The sequence below is a fragment of the Ignavibacteriota bacterium genome, from assembly GCA_016708125.1.
Taxonomy (GTDB): domain Bacteria; phylum Bacteroidota; class Ignavibacteria; order Ignavibacteriales; family Melioribacteraceae.
Genome location: JADJGF010000001.1, coordinates 1223386 through 1247228 on the forward strand (window position 1 = coordinate 1223386; position 23843 = coordinate 1247228).

Genomic DNA, 23843 nt, shown 5'->3' on the forward strand with positions numbered 1-23843 from the left:
ACTTTGTATAATTTGATTATGTGATTTATGAAATTTAATTTTCTGTAAACTTTCTCAAAAATTTAAATGAAACTAAAAATAATTCTTTATTTGTTTGTGATATTAGGAATTTTTACAATTTCTTGCGATGAAAAAAATGAAGTTGTTTTTGAACCGACAGCAACATTAATTTGGACCGGAGATTATGATATTGATGGATGCGGATTTTTTATTGAAATTGACAGCGTACTTTATAAACCGGAAAATGAAGGAATAATTCCTCCGGCTTTTAAAATCGAAAGAAATCTAAGTGTTACAATTCAATATATTGATTTGTTTTATGAGATTGAAACGGATTGCACTCTTGAAACATACCCGCCGAAAGCAAATGCAATAAAATTAACTTCAATGGATTTGAATGAGGAATTGAATTAGTTTAACTTCCCAACATTTGAATTGATGTAATTACCCAAACAATTTGTGCAATTATAAACCACGCAATTGCCGATAAAAAACTTATTAAAATACAAGTCTTCTTAACCGGCTTTTCCGGTTCTTTAATTTTTAATTGCTTACAAAAATATCTAATCGTAAAAACGAAAAAAGTCAAAATTATTAATTGAATTGAAATTAAAAAAATCCAATCGGAGTTTGATGCAAGATTGAGAAATGATGTAAATATTTTCATAATTTAAATTTTAATTGATATTAAAAATTTACTACAAACAATTTTATTATTTAATTTGATTTAATCAACAATGCTACATTTTCTATATGGAAAGTCTGCGGAAACATATCAACCGGTTGAATTTTTACAAGTTTATATTTTTCTTCACAAAGTAATTTTATATCTCTTGCCTGCGTTGAAGGATTACAGCTTACATAAACTATTTTTTGCGGTTCTAATTCCAAAATATCATTTACAGTTTTGGGATTCATTCCAGCTCTCGGCGGATCAACAATTATCACATCCGGTTTTGTTACTTTATTGTTACTCAAAAATGAAAGAAATGATTTATTCAAATCAACTTCAAAAGATTCTACGTTTTCAATTTTATTAATTTCGCAATTTATTTTGGCATCTTTTACCGCCGATCTAACAGATTCAAATCCGTATACTTTTTTAACTTTTTCCGAAATAAATATTGAAATTGTTCCTGCGCCGGAAAACAAATCATAAACAATTTCGTCACCTTTAAATTCTGCAAAATCTAAAGCAGTTTCATAAAGTTTTTCTGCTTGCAAAGTGTTCGTTTGGAAAAAAGAATTTGCACTTATTCTGAATTTAAATTTTCCAATTTTATCATGAATTAGTCCATTGCCAAAATAAACTTTTTCATAATCGCCAAATGCTGTTTGAGATTTTTTTAGATTTATATTATTTACTACAGTTGTTATGAATGGAAAATTACTTTTAAGTTCATCGGAATAATTTTTAATCAATTCATCATTTTCAGAAGATGTTACCAAATTTACCATAAACTGATTCAGCTTAAATGATTCACGCAAAACTAAATTTCGTAAAAAACCTTCATAATTAATTGTTGAAAATATTGGTGTGTTTTTTTGTTTAAAAAAATCTCTTGTAAAATTTAAAACTTTTGTTGCCTTTTCAGATTGCAAAAAACATTCTTCAATATTTATTACTTTACTAAACACTTTGGGAACGTGAAAACCAAGCGCGAATTCTTTATCATTTATTATTTCATTTTTTAAATCTTCATCGGTAAGCCATCTTTGCGGCGTAAAAGAAAATTCCATTTTATTTCTATAATGAAAAATATTTTCGCAACCTAAAATTGGAAGCATTTCAAATTCACTAAATCCGCCAAGCCGTTCAAAAATATCTTTAACTTGCTCATGTTTATACTTTAATTGAATTTCATAATTTAAATCTTGCTGTTTACATCCGCCGCAAACTCCGTAATGTTTACATTTGGGTTTAATTCTGTCAGAAGAAGATTTTATTACTTCAACAGTTTTAGCTTCGCCGTATGATTTTTTTAATTTTAAAATTCTTGCATTTACAACATCGCCGGGAAAAGAATTATGAACAAAAATTACATACTTTTTATCAACATCATTGCTAATATGATCAAGCTGGGCTTGGTTAATACGCGCAATGCCTTTTCCTTCAAACGCATAATTTTCAATTGTAAGTTCAACTATATCGTTTTTTTTCATTTCTTTTTCAAAATTAAAGTTTTGAATCCAATGAATTTATCAGCTCCTAATTTTAGAAATGCGTGACTTTCATGTTTCATCTGATTCAAAAACTTTTTGTGGTAGGATTTTTCATTTTCGTTTAAATCTTTCATTTTAGATTTTGATAATTCGGCAACAACCGAATAAAATTCATTCAAACTTTTTGATAAATCTTTTGAATCGATTAATTCAAAATTCCGTTCTAAATAATATTTTTCCAAATCTTCAATTTTTATCGGATCAATATCAGAAGTTTCAAAAATATCTTTCACAAAAGTTGGAACTTCATTTTGAAGTTTTACAATTTCACCAATGCAGAAAATTCCATCGGGTTTTAAAATTCGTTTAATTTCTTTAACAATATTTTTTCTGTTTGAATTTGAAATTGTTGCTTGTGCATAAACCAAATCAAATTGATCTTCAATAAAATCGGTATGTTCAAACGACATTATTTTTGCATTTACATTTTTTTCTTTATCCAAAACTAATTTTGTATTTATCAAAGATTCGTAATCTTCAACAATTAATTCAATTTTATTTGAATTTTTGGAAGTAATTAAATTTGCAATTTCACCGGAATTTGAGCCGATAACTAAAATTTTAGAATCGTTAAATTTTATTTTTGACTTCAGAAAATTTATCTGTTGCCTTAATCCGGGCAATAATATTTTAATTTGAGATTTCATTGTGTAAAGATAAGAAGAATTATTTGGGGATGCAGTTTTTAGGAAATAAATCAGTTGAAGGGAAGATAAGTTTTTCTTTCAAGATCAGCTAAAGCCAAATTATAATCAATAAGAGCGCTCAAACTATTATTTTTTGCTTCTGTTAATCTGATTTGCATTTGGGCTAAATCAAAACTTGAAATTGTGCCGGATCTAAATCTTTCCAAAGAAATGTTATAACTTTTTTCTGCAATTTCAACGGATTTACTTAAAACTTCAACTCTTGCTTTTGCAGAATTTAATCTATTGATTGCAGAAATTACATCATTTCTGATTGTCTTTTTTAAATTTTCATAAACAAGCTGATTAATTTTATAATTAGCTTCTGCAGATTCGACTTGTTTATTATTTTGTCCCCAATCCCAAATTGGAATTGATAGATTTAATCCAACATTTATATCATCTAACAAATCCGCATACAAACTTGAAAATTTTTCATCATTTTTGCTTAATCCATATCTGGCAATTAAATCAGCTTTTATTTGTCTTCGCGAATCAATTTCTTCGACATTTAATTTTGATAAATAAATTTCACTTTGCTGATTTAGTAAATCCGGTCTTTTATTTAGTGCACTTTCAATAGCTTTTTCTTCATCAACAATAATTGGAGAATATTCTATATTGGAAATTATTTCAATATTTTCATCAAGTTCCAAACCCAATAACAATTTAAAATTACTTAAATCTTCTTCATATGATCTTTGAGAATTTAGCAATTCATTTTTACTCGATGCTAAGTCAACTTCTAATTGTAAAGCTTCAACTTCTGCAATAAGTCCCGCAACTAATTTATTTTTGGCAGTTAAAAATGATTCTTCATTTTGTTTAACTTTTTCTTCCAGAATTTTTACATTTTCTTTTATTTTATACAAATTGTAGAATGCTGATTTTACGTTGTAAATTATATTTTGTTCGGCTTCATCAAAATTTCTTTTAGAATTTTCTAAATTAATTTCGGCTCTTTCTAAATTTGCTTGCTGTGTATTAAATGTAAAAAGCGGCTGTTGAAGTGAAATACTAAAATTTGTAAAATAATCTTTTGTGCTTTCCAAACCGGTTCCAAATTGGTCCCTTCCAAAAACTCTTCCGGTTAAATTTATGTTTCCGTTTGTAAAAATAACCGGCTGCGATAAACTTAATCTTCCTTCTAACCTAGTGCTTCCCAATTCGAAAAATTCTTCTTTACTCAAGAGCGGATTGAATTGGCTTGTTAAACTTTTTGAATAACTTGGAATATCAAATTCCAAATCCAACTGAGAAAATAATCCGGCTTTAAATGCTTCCAAACTTTTCTGCGATGCGGTGAGCGAGTAATTCGCATTTTGAATTCCAAAACTTTTCTGCAATGCAACATTAATTGATTTTTCCAAATCATAAATTTCTTGGGCAAAATAATTTTGAATTGATAAAAAAAATAAAATTGTAAGTAAATTTTTTTTCATATTATTCATATCTAAGAGATTCTATTGGATCTTTTTCTGCAGCTTTTTTTGCCGGATATAATCCAAATCCTACGCCAACAGCCATCGAAACGAAAAATGCAACAACAACTGAATATGGTGTAATTAAAGTACGCCAGCCGGCATATTTTGTAATTATAGATGTTAAAATAAATCCTATTATTGTTCCAATATTTCCACCAATTAAACTAATAATTAATGCTTCATACATAAATTGATAAAGAATATTAGTTTGTGTTGCCCCAACAGCTCTTCTAATTCCAATTTCTTTTGTTCGCTCTAAAATATTTGCAAGCATAATATTCATAATTCCAATACCGCCAACCAGTAAAGAAATTCCGGCAATTGCTCCCATTACAACATTAAAAATTGATTGTGTTTTTTGTTTTTGTTCAATAATAGCTTCGGGAATAATTATTTGAAAATCTTCAACACCGTAATGTTTTCTGAGCAAAATTCGTTTAATTAATGAAGCGGTTTCAAATATTTGATTATCTTCAAAAACTTTTATTGTTAATTGATCTATTGAAATTCTATCAACAGCGTTTGCCACATTGTTTCTGCTGTTTCTCTGGTTTTCTTCCGAAACTTTATTTTTCGGCATTTTATAAAACATAGTTGAAATTGGAATATAAATATCATCATTAAAATTTCTAATTTCTGATGAGGTTTCACCTCCGTCTTTTTTAGAAGAGATTACTCCGATTACCGTAAACCAACCATATCCTATTTTTATTTTTTTATTTATCGGATTTTCATAATTAAATAATTTATCTTTTATTCCGGCTCCTAAAACGCAAACATTTTTATAATTATCATTGTGATATTTATTGAAAAATTTTCCTTCACTTAATTTCGAATTAAATGTTAAATAGTAATTTGGAGTTGTTCCAATAATTTTAGTTTCTATAATTTTTGATTTATAACCGGCTTTCTCAGTATTTTCTCTTTGCACGGTAATTGATTTTATATATGGGCAAATCTGAAGAATTGCTTCGGAATCTTTAAGGGTTAATCCCGATGAGAAAAAAGCTTTTTTATTTTCTTCTTCTGTTATTGAATTTTTTTTAACAATAATATTATTAGAGCCAAGCAATTCAATTTGCTCTAAAGTTTCTTGTCGTGCTCCTTCACCAATTGAAACCATTGAAATTACTGAAGCAACTCCAAATATTATCCCGAGCATTGTAAGAAAAGTTCTAAGTTTGTTTGAATTTAATCCTTCTAGACTTATCCTTATTAAATCTTTCTTTTTCATAATTATTGAATAATAATAGATCGGAACGATTTTGACTTTGAAGGGGCAGACGGAGTTTCTGTTTTTTCCGGAGCTTCTGTTACCGAAGGATCATCTATTTCACTATTGGGATTTCTAAGTGCAACAAAATCTCCAATATTCAATCCTTCTTCAATAACGATAAAATCTTCGCTTTTTATTCCAATTTTTACTTCTGTTTCTTCAAAACCGGAGCCATTCTTTTTATAAACCAAAAATTTATTATCTTCATTAAATATTGCTTCATGAGGTACAAAAAATTTATTGGGAGTTTCATTAACAATTATTTGATTACTGGTTGTCATACCTGGCTTAAGAATTTCTGAAATACCATCAATATCAACATGAACATCAAAAACTTTAATATCCGAATCATAATTTTTATTCTTTCCTAATTTAGCAATGCTCGAAATTTTTCCAATAAAGATACTATCTTGAAATGCGTCAAGTTTTACAATAACTTTTTGACCAACACTTACTTTACTTACATCAACTTCATTAACATAGGTTTCGCTTTCCATTGCAGAAAGATCCGGCAAAGTTATAATTACTTGTCCGGGCCACGGCTGATCACCAATTTGAAATTTTTGCCCGTTGTTAGCCCAATTTTCTCCATACACTACTAAACCTTCCGCAGAAGCTGTTAAAGTTAGTTCATCCAAATCCTTTTGGGCTTTTTCTAAATCATTTCTTTTTTGCCTAACTTCAACATTCGTATTGTTGAGCTCAGATTGTTGAATTATTTTTTTCGATTCAAAATCCTTCTTTGATTGTTCATATTGCAATACATTTTTTTGATGCTGCAATTCCGCTTCTCTTTGTTTAGTTTGAGCTTCAAATTTCATTTGGGCTAAATTTAATTGAGATAATTCAAAACTTAGCTGTGAACCTTTTAATTGAGATTCAGTTTGAGCAATATCAGAAGCCTGATTTGCCAAAAGTTTTTCTTTATTTGATATTGCAATTTCAAGTTGAGCTTCTGCTTCTTTTAATTTTGTTACTGCTTCTGTTGGATCAAACTTCGCAACAACATCACCGGATTTTATATATGTACCTTCCGGAATTAGAAATACAATTTTTAAACTGCTTCTTACTCTTGGCGCGGATATTGAAATTGAATTTTTTGCTTTAATTTCTCCACTTTCCGTTACAGAAATTCTAAACACATCATTTTTAACTTTATATACTGGAATACTCTTTTCAGCCGTGGTTCTACCAAATAAAATAAAGTATGAAAAAATTATTAGTATAATAGCAATTAACGGAAGAGAGAAATTCTTTTTGAAAAATATAGGAAGTTTTGTATTGCTAACAAATTTAAGGTATTTGTTATTTATCTGATTTACTTTTTCAATAATTTTGGAAATAAATTTGAGGGTTTTACTTTCTTTATTATTCATGATTTATAAAAGTTATTTTCACAAATAATATTATTAAATATATTTTCTAAAATAAAGTCATTTTAATTTAAACTATATAAAATGATTTATCTAAAGAAAACTATTTTAATCAGATTTATTAATAATTGAAAAGTCTATTTTATAAACTTAAACTCAAATCTTCTATTTTTAGCTTTTCCTTCGTCTGTTAAATTGCTCGAAATCGGAAATCTTTCGCCAAAACCAATTGTATTAATTTTGGCTTCGCTAATCCCATTTTCTACTAAATATTTTTTTATTAATTCTGCTTTAGCTAATGATGTTTTTTTATTGTTTTCATCTTTTCCAACATCATCTGTGTGAGCATGAATTTCTAAAATTAATTCCTCGTGATTTCTAAGATAATTTCCAATTTCATTCAATTGAATTTTTGAATTATCAGAAAGATTACTCATTTCAAAATCATTGTTTAATTGCTCAATTGTAAAAGATATGTCATTCTTTAATGCGTTTTCAATTTTTTCTAAAATTTCTGAATTTTTTATTTCACCAATTGGTTTTTCAATTTCACTTTCTTTATCTGAAATTATTTCAGCTACATTTTCACTTTTCAGTACAATTGAATTTGTTAAATTGTTCGTTTCGTTACATCCTTTGCAGAAAATAAAACAAACAATTAAAATTAGCACTGCAAGTAAAAACCAAATCCATAATTTTCCGCAGCCGCCTTTTTTCTCTATAATCGTCTGGGGAATTTCTCCCGCTATTTTTTCAATTTTAGGTTGTTCAATTTTTTCTAACTTTATTTCCTCCGAAACTTTTTTTTGTTCAGATTTTAAATCTGCAACTAAATCTAATTCTTCAATTTTATTTTCAATAATGTTATCAACTTTATTTTCTGTAAATAGTTTTGCAGCAGAAAACCAAACTCCGTTGATTTCAGTTGCACCAATTCCAATAATTGAATTTTCACCACGCACCCATTCATAATCTTTTTCCATTTCATTTACAGAATTATAGTAACAGCTTCTTGCAATTTCTTGTTTGTTTCCGGCTATTAGACAAAAGAAATATTTGTTATCATTGGTTTGTGTTTTTAACCATCTTTCATCAAGAAGAGAATTTCTGTGGATGGAACTTATGCCGTTATTTCTGGCAATTTCAGAAGTGTAACTTTGTGATCTTAGATATGTTTTTCCATCGGAATTTAAAGCAAAATAAAATTTGTTGTTTTTTTCAAATTTGAAAAAATCGTTTTCACCTTTGTATTCTTCGCATAATAAATATTCATCAAAAGAACGCAGAGAATTCTGTGGAATTTCATTCTTTTCTTCCATTTTGGGGAATCTCTCTTAATTTTAAAAATATTGATTAATATCAAAAGCATGTTATTATCAAATAACAATTATCGCTTTTAATGAAAATCCCCCTAACTTTACTTTATTTATCTACAAATTAGTAATTAAAAGAATTATTAAATTTTTGCAAGAAGAATAAAGAAATTTTCCGATGCGAAGTTACAAAAATTCGGATAAAAAAGTATTACTTTAATAAGAAAATATATGACTTTTAAACGGACCTAACTCAATAAATAATCCTTCATTTATTACTTCTTCCGTTTTTCTAAAATATGTCTTATAGTTTAAGATATCTTTAAGTTTAAATTTTGTTGGATAATTATTTAAACTCATCTCAATTCTACATTGTGAAACAACTTTGGAAAAATTTATTACTACTAATCTTTTTCTTTCTTCAAGATTAATTTTCCAAGCAAGTATATTATTGTAAGTATTATTTGATACCCAAGATGGTATTGGATTTAGCAATTCCCAATTTCCATATTTAAAAACATCTGAAGATGTAATTCTCAAAAGTTTTTCGTAAAACTCTAATAAATTAGGATTCTCTTTTTCAATCGGCTCTCTGCCAAGTTGAACGGGTAGTTTGATTTTTTTTCCTTCAATTTGTCCGTCGTGAATAAAAGTCATTCCCGGTATTGTGTTTATTATTATTGCGGCAGCTTTCGATTTTTCAATTCCCAATAAAGTAATGGCTCTTTCTTCATCGTGATTTTCAATAAATCTAACAGACTTTTCTTGAAAATTTTTCTCAGCCATTAAATGTGCTTTTATTTCGCTCACATTTTCAACTCTTATTCTATCTAACAATCTTTTATCATAAGTAAAATCAAATCCTAATTTCTGAAGTTCCCATTCAAGATCCCAATAAGATTCACCAATAAAAATAAAATTATCATTCAACTGTTTTATTTCTTTAATGCAAATTTCCCAAAATTCATTTTTAGGTCTTTGATAATTTCTGTTTGATAAAACTCCGCTCCAAGTATTTTCAAATACATTATTCAACGAAAGCATTGCCATATCGCACCTAACTCCATCGCACAAATTCATAAGTTCTTTTAAAATATCAATCATATATCTTCTTGCATTTTCATCAAAATAATTAACTTGAATTGTGTCTTGCCAAGCTGGAAAAAATGGATCTCTTCCGTGAGCAAATATTTTTGAATTTTTTGATTTGAAAAATGTATATGAATTTCTTTGCAAAAAATCTTCGTTGGCAGATAAAAATAATTCGGGATTTTTTTCGATAAGTGAACTATGCGCGCTAAAATGATTTGAAACAAAATCAAGAATTAATTTAATTCCTAACGAATTTAAATAATTCTTCAATTCTATAATTTCTTCAGAAGTTCCAATTGATGGATTTATTTCATAACAATCAATTGAGTACGGCGAACCAATTACATCTTTTTCGCTCCAATCTTTTAGAGCTTTTCCGTAATCACCAACTAAACCGGGCTCAAAACAATATTCTTTTATTACGCTTTCATTTGTGCGCCAAACGCCCATAAGCCAAATATAATTGAAGCCTTTTAAATATAAATCATACCAATATTCTTGCGGAATATCTTTTAAAGTTGCTCTCTTTGTGCCGTCATCAAATCTCCTTAACCAAACTCTCGTGTTAATTTCATAAATATTTGATTTCTTATTCATTGTCTCAACTCTTAAAAAGTGAAGTTTTTTCTTTTCTTAATTCATCATTTTCTTTCATGATATTAATTACTTCGGGATCGTTTCCAAGATTTTCGATTTTCATATCATTTAACTTAATCTGCTCATCAATCTTAATCAATTGATATTTTTTAATTGTATCAATCGCAAATTTTAAAGGATCTTTTTCAACTTTTCCGCTGCTCGATTTTTCATCCCAATTACTGCTAATTTGATATTCGCCAAGTGTAATTGTAAGAACATAATTTTTAAGTTTTTCGTCATCAATTTTTTCAATAACATCTGCTAAATTAAAATTTCCTTTTATATATGAATCATATACAATTCCAGCAAGTTTTCTTAAAGAATTATTTGTAAAATCTTCGGGCTGAATTGCATCAAATATTTTTCCAATTATTTCTTCATTTCCATCGTAAAGTAAATGAATTAATTCTTTTTCCAGATTTACTAATTGTGTGTTGATTTCTGTTTTTATTACTGAATTCGGTTTTCCGGTTTTCGTTATTTTCTGATCACTTTGAAATTCATTCTTTTTATTTTGACTAAGAAATTTATTCAACTCCGATTCAATTAATTTTTCTCGTAAATTAAATTTTCTTGAAATTGAACGAATTAATAAACTTCGCTTTAATTCATCATTTACAAACGCAGCGGATTTAACCAATTCCCGTATGGCTTCCGCTTCGGTTGTAGGATTTTCAAACATTCCTTCCGCTTCGTATTGAGATGTTTGGAATTCCAAAAAGTTCTGTGCGGTTTTTAACAAATCTTCAAAACTCTCTTTTCCGTATTCTGTTATAAACGAATCCGGATCTTCGCCTTGCGGCAAACTTAACATTGAAACATCGAAATCTTGCTTAAGTAAAATTTCTATACTTCGCATTGAAGCTTTCAATCCGGCTGTATCTGCATCAAAAATTACTGTAACATTTTTTGTATAACGCGAAAGCAATTTTACTTGATCATCAGTTAGAGAAGTTCCCGAAGATGCAACAACATTTTTAATTCCGTTTTGGAACAAAGCAATCAAATCCATGTAACCTTCTACAAGAATTGCTTTATCCATTTTTCTAATTTCATCTTTTGAATGAAACAATCCATACAAACTTTTTCTTTTTAGATAAATTGTTGATTCGGGAGAATTTAAATATTTGGCAATATTTTCTTCACCTTGAAAAACTCTTCCGCCGAATGCAATCACTCTTCCGTTTGGAGAAAAAATTGGAAAAATAATTCTTCCTCTAAATTTATCGTAATATTTTCCGGCATCTTTTGAATCAATCAATCCTAAAAGTTTTGCATTATCTAAATTTATTTTATTCTCAATTGCATAATTCACAAAATGATCCCAGCCGTTTGGCGCAAATCCCAATCCAAAAGTTTTTTGCGTTTGCAATTTTATTTTTCTCAATTTAAAATAATCGCGGGCAATTTCTCCCATTTCCGAATTAAGTAAATTGTTGCTGAAATACTTTGCCGCAAAAACATTTATTTCATAAAGTTCTTCAAGTTCCGTTTGCTGTGAAGTAACTTGTTCTTCCTCAAAATTTAATTTTATTCCAACAGATTCCGCAATTTCTTGAACTGCTTCAATAAAGGAAATACTTTTGTAATCCATCAAAAATTTATAAACATTTCCGCCTGCGTGACATCCGAAGCAATGAAATATTTGTTTGTCTTCGCTAACTGTAAACGACGGAGTTTTTTCTTGATGAAACGGACAAAGTCCGATAAAATTTTTTCCTCTTTTTCTAAGCGCAACAAATGATGAAATTACATCAACAATATTTGCCGAGCTTCTTATTTCTTCTATAGTATTTTCGGGAATTCGCATATTTTAATTTCGAAGTTTAAAAATCAATTTTGGAAGTTTTGCACTAATAAAATAACATAAAATTATCTCAAATCTAAAATTGTTAATGTGCAATTGGATTTTTCAATTTATTATATTTAAAAATTACTTTTTGAAAGATATAAAATGAACGAAATTAAATATTGCAATTCGCTTACTAAATACAGCCGATTTGTAACTCGCGAAGTAAAAATTGGAGAAATTTCTTTAGGAAATGGAAATCCAATTCGTGTTCAATCGATGACAACAACAAATACGATGGATACAATTGCGACTGTTGAGCAATCGATAAGAATGACAAATGCTGGATGCGAATTAGTTAGAATTACGGCTCCAAGTATTAACGAAGCAAAAAACTTAAAAAATATTAAAGATGAATTACACAAACGAGGTTATAAAGTTCCGCTAATTGCCGATATACATTTTACGCCAAATGCCGCAGAAGAAGCCGCAAGAATTATTGAAAAAGTTAGAGTAAACCCCGGAAACTATATTGATAAAAAGAAGTTCCAGCAAATTGAATACACAGATTTAGAATACGAAGAAGAAATTGAAAGAATAAGAATTAAATTTTCCCCGCTTGTAAAAATTTGCAAAGAGTATGGAACCGCAATGCGCATAGGCACAAACCACGGTTCGCTTTCGGATAGAATTATGAGCAGATACGGAGATACTCCGCTTGGAATGGTTGAATCTGCGCTTGAGTTTTTAAGAATTTGCGAAGATTTAGATTATCACCAAATTGTACTTTCTATGAAAGCAAGCAATCCGCAAGTTATGGTTCAAGCTTACAGATTACTTGTGAACAAAATGATTTCTGAAAATATGAATTATCCTTTGCATCTTGGAGTTACGGAAGCCGGCGATGGCGAAGATGGAAGAATAAAATCTGCACTTGGAATTGGAGCTTTACTTGAAGATGGTTTGGGTGATACAATCAGAGTTTCATTAACCGAAGAACCGGAACATGAAATTCCCGTTGCGCTGGCTTTGGTTAACAGATATTCAAATAGAATTCCGCATAAAGAAATTCCGGGAATTATTAATCTTCCGTACGATCCGTTTAGTTATTTGAAAATCCCTTCATATCCAATAAATAATTTTGGTGATAAAAATTCTCCCCGAGTAATCGCAGAAATTTCCGATAAAGAAATTGTTAATAATGATTTGAAGAAACTCGGTTTAACTTATTTACCGGATTTGGATAAATGGAATATTGGCGATCAAGCTCCGGATTATATTTTTGCAGGTGATCAAAATGTAAATACAAATTTGCCGGAAAGTTTAGATATAATTCAAAATTATAATTCGTGGCTGAATAATTCTGATAATCATAAATTTCATCCATTATTTAAATTTGAGGAATTTTTATCTGCGTCAAAAAAATCAAACATTTTAAATTTTGTTGAAATAAATATTGAAGATGTTTTTGATGAAAAATTTGCTCAATTAAAAAATCAGAAAAATATTGTTTTTGTAATTACGACAAATAACAATCATGGATTAGCCGAGCAAAGAAGAATTTTTATCGAATTAACAAATTTGGGTTTTAATCAACCAACAATTATTAAACGGGAATATGATGTAAATAATTTTGAAAATTTAAGATTATTTGCTGCAACTGATTTGGGAAGTTTATTTATCGAAGGATTTGGCGATGGCGTTTGGCTTACAAATAACTCGGCTAAATTTTCATCTGAAGAAATTAACAGAACTTTGTTCGGAATTCTTCAAGCAGCAAGAGTTAGAATTTCTAAAACTGAATATATTGCTTGTCCCTCTTGCGGAAGAACACTTTTTGATTTGGTTGAAGTAACTAATAAAATCCGTGAAAGAACCGGACATTTAAAAGGTGTAAAAATTGGAATAATGGGATGCATTGTAAACGGTCCGGGAGAAATGGCTGATGCAGATTATGGTTATGTTGGTTCGGGTCCGGGAAAAATTACACTTTACAGAGGAAAGGAAGTTATTAAAAAAAGTATTTCCTCGGAAAAAGCAGTTGATGGTTTGATTGAATTAATTAAAGAAGATGGCATTTGGATTGAGCCGGTGGACATGTGAAATGTGAAACATCAAAGGTAAAAAGAAAAGCCCAACATAAAAATGTTGAGCCTTTAAAAAATTAACTTTTCTTTACTTCGGCCGCAACGTTTGGAGAAACTAAAAGTCGTCCGCAAGATTCACAAGTAAATAATCTATTGCTTGTTCTAATTTCAATTTGTCTTTGCGGAGGAACAACATTATGGCAGCCGGTGCAAGCGCCTCTGTTAATTGTCGCAACTGCTTTTCCACCTAATGCTTTTCTAATTCTTGTATAAGTATTGTAATCAGATTTTCTAACTTTTTCTGCAACTTCTTCTCTTTTAGAATTTAATTTTGTTTCTTCTCTTTCGTTTGCTTTTACAATTGTCTTTAATTCTTCTTCTTTAATTTTTACTTCGGCTAACAAATCTTTTAACTGCGGCTCTACTTCTTGAATTTCATTTTTCAATTTCTGAACTTTATTTTCAAGCTCGGTATTTTCAGATTCCAAAACTTTTATTTTTTCTTCGGAATGTTCAATTTCCTTTGTCAGCGCATCATACTCTTTATTATTGCGAACTTGATATAATTGAGTTTTAAACTTTTTCAAACTCGAATTCAATCTTTCAATTTCATTTTCATTTGATTTCATTACTTCCAAACCGGAATTCTTTTCATCTTCTTTCAAACTTACCGATTCTTTAATTGTTTGAATTTGCGAGTTCAAGGTATTGACTTCAATTGGTAAATCCCCCCTTAATTCTTGGAGAGTATCAAGTTCGTCGTCAATTAACTGAAGCTCAAAAAGTGTTGATAATCGATTAATCAATTTATTTAACTCCTTCTGTTATTAAAATACTTTACCGGATTTGTTGAACCGGAATATTTATAAATTTTTATGTTTTCAGATTTTTCCGAAATGAATTTTTCTAAATTTTTCTTTACTGCATTTAAAGAATGAATTTCTGTTTCGTAATGCCCCGAATCAATAAATAGAATTTTATTTTCCGCATCTTGAAATGAATGATATTTTATGTCTGCTGTTACAAATGCATCTGCTTTATTTTTTATTGCTGAGTTTAATAAATCAGATCCGCTGCCACCGCAAACTGCAACTTTATTTATTTTCTTATTTCCAAAATTTGAGTAACGTAAATTTTCTGATTTTAATTTTTCCGAAACGAAATTTAAAAATTCATCTTTGTTCAAACTTTTCTTCAGATTTCCGATTGCACCAAATCCATAATTTAAATTTTCATTTTTCAATTCATAAACATCAAACGCCGGTTCTTCATAAGGATGATATTGTTTTAAAGTATTAATTACTTTTTTCAAATTCCAAGAATCAACAATTACTTCAAATCTAACTTCATCAACTTTTTCAAACTTTTGCTTTTCACCAATTTTAGGATTTGTATTTTCACTTCCTAAAAAAGTTCCTTTTCCATTTAACTGAAAACTGCATTTCTCATATTCGCCAATAATTCCCGCACCAGCTTTAAACATTTCTTCAGAAACTTTTTCAATATTTTCTTGAGGAATAAATGCAATAATTTTATATTGATTGGAATTTTGGTTTTCCAAAAATTTTATGTTTTGTAATTCTAAAACTTTGGCAAGTTCAAAACTTACGCCGTCTTTTGTAAAATCTAAATTTGTGTGTGCAGAAAAAAGTGTGATATTATTTTTTATTAGCTTTTCAATAATTTGGGATTTAAGATCGGATGTTGTATCAATTTTTTTTAAAGGTTTGAATAAAAACGGATGATGTGTAAATATAAAATTGCAATTTTTCTTTAAGGCTTCGGTTAACGCATTTTCAGTCAGCTCCAAACAAAGAAAAATATTTTTCACTTTTTCTTTTGTAGATCCAATCTGTAAACCAACGTTATCTTTTTCCCAAGATATTGCGGGCGGCGCCCAATTTTCAATATGTTCTATAATATTTTGTGTTACCATATAAAAAAAATGCACTCCTAAAATTGGAAGTGCATTTTGATTTTTAATAGTTTAAGAAGTTTTTATACTCAAAAATTTCTTTTTTCTATATGTAATATAATATTGAAGTACTCTCATAATCTAAGTGAGTAAATATAGTATTTTTAAATTTCATTAACAAACCTATAACTAACAACAAAATTTAAATAAAACTATTTACTTAAGTTTTTTAATGATTCCTTTATAAGATTTTCTAAAGTTATTTGCGGATTTTGAGAAATAACATCACGAATAATTTTTTCTGCAACTTTTTGATTGTAACCTAAACCAACTAATGCGGCAATTGCATCATCTTTTACAGTAAAATTGAAATTATTTTTTTCAATATTTTGATCGGAAACTTTTTCAATTTTTTCGCGCAATTCTATTAACATTCGCTCGGCAGTTTTTCTTCCTATTCCGGGAATTGAAACCAATCGCGCTAAATTTTTTGAAATTATTGCATCTTTAAATTCATCTACGGAAATTCCCGATAAAATATTTTGCGCAAGCTTGGGACCAATTCCGTTTATGCTTATCAATGCTTCAAACAATTCTTTTTCGGAAATTGAATAAAATCCGTATAAAGTTAACGAATCTTCTTTAACTGCAAGATAAGTGAACAATGAAACTTTTTCTTCAGTTTCAGAAATTTTTTCAAATGTGTTGAGTGAAATATTGACTAAATATCCAACGTTATTTACATCCAACAAAATTTGAGTTGGTTTTCTCGAAATTATTTTTCCAGTTAAATATCCAATCATGTTAATTGTTTATTATTCTTTCGGGATTTTGTGAAATAAAATTTTTCCAACTTTTGCTTGATGAAACAAAGGAATTAATTTTTATAGAATGACAAACTGCCGCAGCAATTGCATCGGTTTCATCAAATTTAATTTTTTCTTTTTTTAAATTAGTTAAATTTTTAATCATGTATTGAACTTGTTCTTTTGATGCAGAACCATTTCCCACAACAGCTTTTTTAATTTCTCTCGGTGAATATTCAACAAAAGTTAAATTATTATTTGAAGCCGCAAGCATCGCAATTCCTCGGACGTAACCAATTTTCAAAACCGATTGTATGTTTTTATCATAGAATGCGGTTTCAATACAAAATACATCCGGGGAAAATTGTTTAATAAGATTATTAATTTCTTGAAAAATAAATTTTAATTTTTGCGGTAATTCTTCTTTGGGATTTGGTTTAATAACACCGGAATGTAAATATTCAATTTGAGTTTTGTTTGATTTTATAATCCCGAAACCAGTTAAAATAGTTCCGGGATCAACACCAAAAATTATCATTATAATTTGCTCTTAATCAATAAAATCAGCATTTGAATAAACATTTTGCACGTCGTCAAAATCTTCAATCATTTCAATAAGTTTCATTAATTTTTCTGCGGTTTCACCATTAACTTCAATAATATTTTTTGCTCTCCATTGTAAAGAAGCATTATCAATATTCAGATTTGCATCAATTATTGTTTTTCTAACATTTTCAAAATCTTCAACGGCTGTTGTAATTTCAAAATATTCTTCTTCCAATAAAATATTTTCGGCACCGGCTTCTAAAATTAATTCCATCAAATCATCTTCACTTTTACCTTGCTGCGGTAAAGAAATAATTCCTTTTCTTTCAAACATCCATGCAACCGAACCAGATTCACCAAGAGCTCCGCCGTATTTACTGAATAAATGTCTAATTTCTGCAACTGTTCTATTTTTATTATCCGTAACACTTTCAACTAAAACTGCAATTCCTCCGGGTCCGTATCCCTCATAAGTTAGCTCAAGATAATTTGCACCTTCAACTTCACCGGTGGCTTTTTTAATTGCTCTTTCAATATTATCCATTGGCATATTTGCTGCTTTTGCATTATCTACAACCAATCTTAATCTTGGATTTCCATCGGGATCGCCCCCGCCTTGTCTTGCGGCAACTGTAATTTCTTTTATAAGTTTTGTAAATATTTTTCCTCTTTTTGCATCAATTACAGCTTTTTTTCTTTTTGTAGTAGCCCACTTTGAGTGACCTGACATCGTTAATCTCCTTATAAAATATGTATTCTGTTATGTCTTTATTGTAATATCTTTTACTCTAATTTGCGGATATGTTCTTCCATCGCGTACGATTTTTTCTATTGTGAACACAATATCAACAAGATTATTATTATTTTCAAATTCACTTACAAATTTACCTAAATTAAATCCAATTGCATCAAACACTTTATCGGCACCGTTTTGGCAAAAAGTTGTTACAAAATGATTTGTTCCAACAATTCTTGGTGTTGCAATAATTTTTACATTTTCTGCTAAAAATACCGGTCTCATATTTCCAGGACCAAATGGAGCAAATTGTTCTAAAACTCTTAAAAATTTTGGCGTAATTTCACTTAATGAAATTTTTGCATCAATTTTTATTTCCGGAATTATATCTTCTTCATTTAAATTTTGGCTTAAGAATTTATTAAATCTAATTTTGAATTCATCAATCTTATCAATTTCTAATTCTAATCCGGCAGCAGCTTTGTGTCCGCCAAATTGAATTAATAAATCTTTACATTCTTCCAAAGCTTCATAAATATCAAAACCGGTAATGCTTCTTGCAGAACCTTTTGCAACTCCGTCAATTGTTGTAAGCATTATTGCGGGTCTGTAATATTTTTCTACTAATCTTGAGGCAACAATTCCCACAACCCCCGGATGCCAATTATCATGATGTAAAACTATTCCCATGTTGCTATCGAAATCTTCGATATCCTTAATTAATTCGAGTGCGTGAGAAAATGTTACTTCATCTATTTTACGTCTTTCTAAATTTTCCGACTCAAGAATTTTTGCTAATCTTTCGGCTTCTTCGTAACTATCCGTATTAAAAAGTTCAACTGCTCTGTTTGCGTCTCCTAATCTTCCAACGGCATTTATTCTTGGCGCAATTGTAAAAACTATTTGTCCGGCCGATAAATTACCGAGCTCCATTCTTGCTATTTTAATTAAAGCTTTAATTCCCGGGCGAGGGCTAACATTTATTTGTTCAATTCCAGCTCTTACTAAAATTCTATTTTCATCAATAAGTGGAACAATATCAGCAGCTCCGGCAAGTGCAACTAAATCCAAATATTTGAATACCATTTCTTTTTTACCGAATCTATCGGCAACTGCTCTTGCTAATTTAAATGCAACTCCGGCACCCGAAAGATATTTGAATGGATAATTACAACCCGGTTTTAGCGGATCAAGAATTGCATAAGCATTTGGCAATTGTTCTTTTGGCTGATGATGATCGCAAATAATTGTATCTATAGAAAAAGTATTTGCATAACTAACTTCTTCAACCGCAGTAATTCCGCAATCAACAGAAATTATTAATTGAACATTGTCTTTTTTAACATTATCAATTCCCTCAAAGGATAAACCATAACCTTCGGTTAATCTATTGGGAATATAAACGTAAACATTTGCTCCTAATTCTTTTAGAAACAAGTACATTAATGAAGCAGAACAAGTACCGTCAACATCATAATCGCCATACACACAAATTTTTTCGTTATTGGTTAAAGCGCTGATAACTCTATTAGCTGCTTTTTCCATATCGTTCATTAAATAGGGATCGTGTATTGAATCGAGGTCTGGTCTGAAATAAGATTTTGCTTCAAAAAAATTTGTTACACCTCTATGAATAAGTAAATTCGCCAAAACAGTTGAAATATTTAAACTGTCTGCCAATGCAAGCATCTTACTCTTTTCTGGAGGATCTTTAAGTGTCCATTTTTTCTTCATTATTTTCGCAATATGAAGAAAATTTGATGATCCAAGTCTATAAGCCGAATTTTGTTTCCTTTAAAAAAGGGCGGCAATTATTTATCTAGACTTTAGATTGCTCTAAAATTCAAGCGGTTTACCCGAAAGCAAAGGGAGAACATCCTTCTTACAAAAATTTTTTGTAAAGCTTTCTACTTAACCTTGCACCAAGTGGGGTTTGCCATGATCCCAATAAATTGGGATTCTCTTACGAGACCTTTAATATTACTATTAAAGCGGTAGGCTCTTAACCTGCCTTTTCACCTTTACCTATCAAGTATTGGCTTATTGCCAATTTCAATAGGAAGTATCTTTTCTGTGGTACTTTCCGTAACTAAATATTTACATAATTAGTCCCCGGGCGTTACCCGGCACTCTGTTCTCGGTGTTCGGACTTTCCTCTATTCAAGCATATACAGCTCAAACAGCAATTGCCCAACTTGAATCATCAGAATCTCTTCTTTTTTATTTTATAATTTATTTTACTAAAACTAAGCGAATATAACAAAAAAGATATTGTCTTTCATTATAAAAATTTATTTGTAAGGTATTTCGAATTGACTCACAATTAAAGTAACCGAAGTTAATTAGGAAAACAATACGTTGCCTCATAATATAAGTAACCGAAAAAAGCGGAAATATTATGAGCAAAAAGTCGAAACAAGAGTATATTGCAGCTATACGAGCAAGATATTTAAGTTCAAATAAGGCAGAAAAACAGAAACTTCTTTATGAAATATGCACTACTTGTGGATATAATAGAAAATATATAATAAGGGTATTGAATAAAAAAGAAATAAAAGGAACCCCAAAGAAAAAAGCCGGCAGAAAAAAAAATTTGCTCACAATGAGATAATAGCAGCATTAAAGAATATTTGGAAATCAACTAATCTTATTTGCTCAAAAAGATTAAAATATGCAATACCACTATGGCTTCCATTTTATGAGGGAGAACTAACAGAAGAAAATAGAAAACTTCTTCTCAGAATTTCACCAGCAACAATAGACCGACTCTTAAAACCGATTAGGAATAAATTTAAGAAAAAAGGATTATCAACAACCAAACCGGGTTCTTTAATCAAAAAACAAATTCCAATAAAAACAAACCAGTGGGATGAGAGTTCCCCGGGATTTATTGAAGCAGATACCGTAGCTCATTGTGGAGACTCGATTACTGGTAGTTTTGTCTATACAGTTAACACTGTTGATATTGCCTCCGGATGGACTGAAGCACGTGCTATATGGGGCAAAGGACAACAAGGAACTTTTAAGGCTATTGAATCTATTGAGAATTCTCTCCCTTTCAAAGTTCTTGGTTTTGATTCTGATAACGGTGGTGAATTTCTTAACTGGCATCTATTGGCTTACTTCACGAAACGTAAACAACCGGTTGACTATACTCGTTCACGAGCTTATATGAAAAACGATAATGTACATATTGAAGGTAAAAATTGGACTCACATCAGGCAATATTTTGGTTATCATCGCTTCGATAATATTAAAATTGTTGAGCTGATGAATGATATTTTACTAATGAATGGTCTTTGTTTTTTAACTTCTTTATTCCTTCTTCTAAAATTATTTCCAAAGTTCGCGATGGCTCTCAAGTTATCAAAAAACACGATCAGCCTAAAACCCCTTTTCAAAGAATTTTAGACTCTACGGTTGTCTCTAAGAAAACTAAAATCCTCTTGACAAATAAACACACAAAATTAAATCCCTTTTTGCTACAAAACTCAATCTCTCGTAAAATAAATGAAATCTTGAAGTTGATTTGACGTTATCAACATATTAACAAAGAAAGAAAAAAAGTAGCAAAAAAAGAAACAATTATTATTACTTTTTATTATCTATTTGGAATTTTTATGAACTCTTTTTTCAACATTTTTTCTTTACCATAGTTACCTTTTATTTTGAGGCAACTGGATTTTATTATAATTATTTAGAGAAATTATAAAACAAAAAGCCCGATTTTTGATCGGGCTAAAATTAAATTATTTCTAAAACTAATATTTTATTAAAGTCCCTTGCCTTTCTTTTGCTTTTTTATCCCATTCAACAGCAGTAGTTTTTAGGAAATCTTCTTTATCGTTTCGTAAAGCATCCATATCTAATCCAATAACTTTTTGGGCTTTTTCTTTAGTAGAAATATCCGGCAAATCTATCGGATATTTAACACCTAACTTTACTAATATTAAAGCAATTTCTTTTCTTGCATCTTTTACTTTATCTATTGATGTGCCCAAAACTCTCATTGCTTCTACCGGTGAATGAAATCCTAATCCGTTTGCTGCAGCTACCCAATCCCACCTCCATTGTGCGTGGCGGATTAATTGCAATGCCGGTTTCATATCTACTTCTTTTGCTCCACTATCCCAAGCAATTTTTGCTTCTAAGTGAACTGCCGCTAAATTCTTTTCTGCTATTCTTTTTAATTCTTCAACTTTATCTTGTCTTTCGTAAACATCTTTTAATAGAGTTTCTGTTTCTTCTCTATGACAAACTTGACATGAATTTGCAACATTTGCTAAAGGGCTTTGCGCGTGATGATCTGTAAATTTTACTCCGCCTTCGCTTTTATAAGGCATATGACAATCAGCACAAGCAACACCGCGTTTTCCGTGAACGCCGGTCATGAATAATTCATAATCCGGATGTTGAGCTTTTAACATCGGGGCTTTACTAAGTTTGTGTGTCCAATCTGTAAATTCATATTCGTCATAATATTTTTCCATATCCTCTGCCGAAAATCCTTTATCCCAAGGAAATGTTAAATAATTTCCTTCTTTCTTAAAATAATATTCAACGTGGCATTGTGCACAAACTAAAGATCTCATTTCTTGCCGACTAAAATCTTCCATCTTTTTGCCTTGTCGTTCAAAAGCTTCAACTAATGCCGGTCGCGAAATTTTCAAAGCCATTGTTTTATTATCGTGACAATCTCCGCAACCAATCGGATTTGCAATTTCATCACCATTTTCTTTCCATTTTCCCTTGTAAAATTCTGCAACACCAACTTTTTCCATAACTCTTGGAACATCGGGACTTTTACATGTCCAACACGTTGCGGGCATTGGACTTTCAACATTTCCTCCGGTTCTCAAAATATTTCTTATATCCGTTATTGCGTAGGCGTGTCCTCTTCCTTGGTTATATTCTTTGGAAAAAGCATATCCTGCCCACATTACTACTAATTCCGGATATTGCTGTAAATAATCTCTCTTTACAGAACCACCATGTTTACTTGCAAATCCGGTTTCTAATGTTTTTCTATATGATTCATATTCACGCGGAAAATTTTCTCCCCAAACTTCGTTTCTGGTTTCTCCATCCGGAATTGGTTTTACCATTTGCAGTGTGTAATAAGCTTCATTTTTTCTTTCTAAGATAGAAGATGCAAATAGTCCTATTAAGAAAACTACAATTACGGTTATCAAAAATAACATCCAACCATATAATGATTTTTCTTGAACTTTTTGTTTTATTGATTTCATTTTTATCCCTTCTACTTTAAAATTTATTGTTTAATATTTTCTTTAATCCAATCTGGGATTACTTGCTTGTTATTCGGTCTAATAATATTTGGCGCAGAAGATAAACTATGAATGTTTCCGTGCGGAGTTTCTCTATGACAATCCCAGCAAACACCATCTAATTCATCAAAAATACTTTTTGCATTTGTTGATCTTAAAGAAACCGGATGCAAATAATTTGCATGACACCTAATACAATTTTCTTGAACAACATTTCTTCCGGCATTTTTAATTCTTATAACTTGAGGCTCAAGTCTGAATGTAAACATTGTTGCATGGCGTAAACCATCACTTGCTTTAAACATATATTTTCTAAAAACATTATCGTGAGGAACGTGACAATCATTGCAATTCGTAACTCTTCCGTGGCTTCCCCTTTCCCATGTTGCAAATTCCGGAAACATAATATGGCAATTTATACATGCTTTCGGGTCATCAGATAAATACGAAACTGCGTTCGAAATGTGAAGAATATTTATACCTAATCCCACAATTATTCCAAGCAGAATTATTACAGAAAATTTCCAATTTGTGGGTGGCGAAATGTGAAATAATAATTTTGATAAAAAGTTTAATTTCTTTTTATTCAT

At 29.9% G+C, this 23843-nt stretch carries 19 protein-coding genes, 1 other RNA gene and 1 pseudogene; 3 read left to right on the forward strand and 18 right to left on the reverse strand.

All coding sequences use genetic code 11. The annotated features are described in order from the left end of the window. Positions 1-66: 66 nt before the first annotated feature. Entirely contained in the window at positions 67-414 is a 348-nt protein-coding gene (locus IPH62_05575; GenBank protein MBK7104735.1) for a hypothetical protein, read from the forward strand. A gap of 1 nt (position 415) precedes the next feature. Here the strand turns inward: IPH62_05575 and IPH62_05580 are convergent, their stop codons facing one another. The 9 genes from IPH62_05580 to IPH62_05620 form a co-directional block, all read right to left on the reverse strand. Continuing rightward, complete coding sequence (locus tag IPH62_05580; GenBank protein ID MBK7104736.1) at positions 416-667, reverse strand: hypothetical protein; 252 nt, start codon at positions 665-667, stop codon at positions 416-418. A 50-nt stretch (positions 668-717) separates the two neighbouring features. Then, the gene (gene rlmD / locus IPH62_05585; GenBank protein ID MBK7104737.1) at positions 718-2163 is read right to left on the reverse strand and encodes a 23S rRNA (uracil(1939)-C(5))-methyltransferase RlmD; all 1446 of its coding nucleotides are present in this window, start codon (positions 2161-2163) and stop codon (positions 718-720) included. After that, positions 2160-2870 (reverse strand): methyltransferase domain-containing protein, encoded by a 711-nt coding sequence (locus IPH62_05590; protein MBK7104738.1) that lies wholly within the window; start codon positions 2868-2870, stop codon positions 2160-2162. The genes rlmD and IPH62_05590 overlap by 4 nt, the downstream gene beginning before the upstream one ends. Positions 2871-2920: 50 nt before the next feature. Next, positions 2921-4351: a TolC family protein gene (locus IPH62_05595; GenBank protein MBK7104739.1), complete on the reverse strand. Its 1431-nt coding sequence runs from the start codon at positions 4349-4351 to the stop codon at positions 2921-2923. 1 nt (position 4352) lies between these two features. Further along, positions 4353-5627, reverse strand: a complete 1275-nt coding sequence (locus IPH62_05600) for an ABC transporter permease (protein MBK7104740.1) — start codon at positions 5625-5627, stop codon at positions 4353-4355. Positions 5628-5629: 2 nt separating this feature from the next. After that, positions 5630-7045 carry an efflux RND transporter periplasmic adaptor subunit gene (locus IPH62_05605; protein ID MBK7104741.1) on the reverse strand — a complete coding sequence of 472 codons (1416 nt, stop codon included), beginning with the start codon at positions 7043-7045 and terminating at the stop codon, positions 5630-5632. Between the two features lie 134 nt (positions 7046-7179). Continuing rightward, on the reverse strand, positions 7180-8361 hold the full coding sequence (locus tag IPH62_05610) for an OmpA family protein (GenBank protein ID MBK7104742.1): 1182 nt from the start codon (positions 8359-8361) through the stop codon (positions 7180-7182). A 210-nt stretch (positions 8362-8571) separates the two neighbouring features. Further along, on the reverse strand, positions 8572-10044 hold the full coding sequence (locus IPH62_05615; protein MBK7104743.1) for a glycosidase: 1473 nt from the start codon (positions 10042-10044) through the stop codon (positions 8572-8574). Between the two features lie 4 nt (positions 10045-10048). Continuing rightward, a complete protein-coding gene (locus tag IPH62_05620) occupies positions 10049-11896 on the reverse strand; it encodes a DNA primase (protein MBK7104744.1) in 1848 nt (615 codons plus the stop codon). A 144-nt stretch (positions 11897-12040) separates the two neighbouring features. Here IPH62_05620 and ispG point away from each other — a divergent pair, with 144 nt between their 5' ends. Next, complete coding sequence (ispG, locus tag IPH62_05625; GenBank protein MBK7104745.1) at positions 12041-13978, forward strand: (E)-4-hydroxy-3-methylbut-2-enyl-diphosphate synthase; 1938 nt, start codon at positions 12041-12043, stop codon at positions 13976-13978. Between the two features lie 61 nt (positions 13979-14039). On the opposite strand, the gene IPH62_05630 is transcribed toward ispG, so the two are convergent. The 7 genes from IPH62_05630 to rnpB form a co-directional block, all read right to left on the reverse strand. Further along, entirely contained in the window at positions 14040-14768 is a 729-nt protein-coding gene (locus IPH62_05630; GenBank protein MBK7104746.1) for a hypothetical protein, read from the reverse strand. 5 nt (positions 14769-14773) lie between these two features. Beyond that, positions 14774-15898, reverse strand: a complete 1125-nt coding sequence (locus tag IPH62_05635; GenBank protein MBK7104747.1) for a Nif3-like dinuclear metal center hexameric protein — start codon at positions 15896-15898, stop codon at positions 14774-14776. 191 nt (positions 15899-16089) lie between these two features. Further along, a complete protein-coding gene (gene ruvA / locus IPH62_05640) occupies positions 16090-16680 on the reverse strand; it encodes a Holliday junction branch migration protein RuvA (GenBank protein MBK7104748.1) in 591 nt (196 codons plus the stop codon). 1 nt (position 16681) lies between these two features. Further along, positions 16682-17221 carry a crossover junction endodeoxyribonuclease RuvC gene (gene ruvC, locus IPH62_05645; protein MBK7104749.1) on the reverse strand — a complete coding sequence of 180 codons (540 nt, stop codon included), beginning with the start codon at positions 17219-17221 and terminating at the stop codon, positions 16682-16684. A gap of 12 nt (positions 17222-17233) precedes the next feature. Beyond that, positions 17234-17959, reverse strand: a complete 726-nt coding sequence (locus IPH62_05650; GenBank protein MBK7104750.1) for a YebC/PmpR family DNA-binding transcriptional regulator — start codon at positions 17957-17959, stop codon at positions 17234-17236. Positions 17960-17989: 30 nt separating this feature from the next. Continuing rightward, positions 17990-19702, reverse strand: coding sequence for a single-stranded-DNA-specific exonuclease RecJ (recJ, locus tag IPH62_05655; protein MBK7104751.1), 1713 nt, complete (start codon positions 19700-19702; stop codon positions 17990-17992). 21 nt (positions 19703-19723) lie between these two features. Beyond that, an RNA gene (gene rnpB / locus IPH62_05660) (RNase P RNA component class A) lies at positions 19724-20167 on the reverse strand. Positions 20168-20363: 196 nt separating this feature from the next. Between rnpB and IPH62_05665 the strand changes: the two are divergent. After that, positions 20364-21498 (forward strand): annotated as a pseudogene (locus tag IPH62_05665) (integrase). A 228-nt stretch (positions 21499-21726) separates the two neighbouring features. Here IPH62_05665 and nrfA read toward each other — a convergent pair. Together nrfA and nrfH are read right to left on the reverse strand one after the other, a co-directional pair. Then, positions 21727-23214, reverse strand: a complete 1488-nt coding sequence (gene nrfA, locus IPH62_05670; protein ID MBK7104752.1) for an ammonia-forming cytochrome c nitrite reductase — start codon at positions 23212-23214, stop codon at positions 21727-21729. Positions 23215-23237: 23 nt separating this feature from the next. Next, positions 23238-23843, reverse strand: coding sequence for a cytochrome c nitrite reductase small subunit (gene nrfH, locus IPH62_05675; GenBank protein MBK7104753.1), 606 nt, complete (start codon positions 23841-23843; stop codon positions 23238-23240).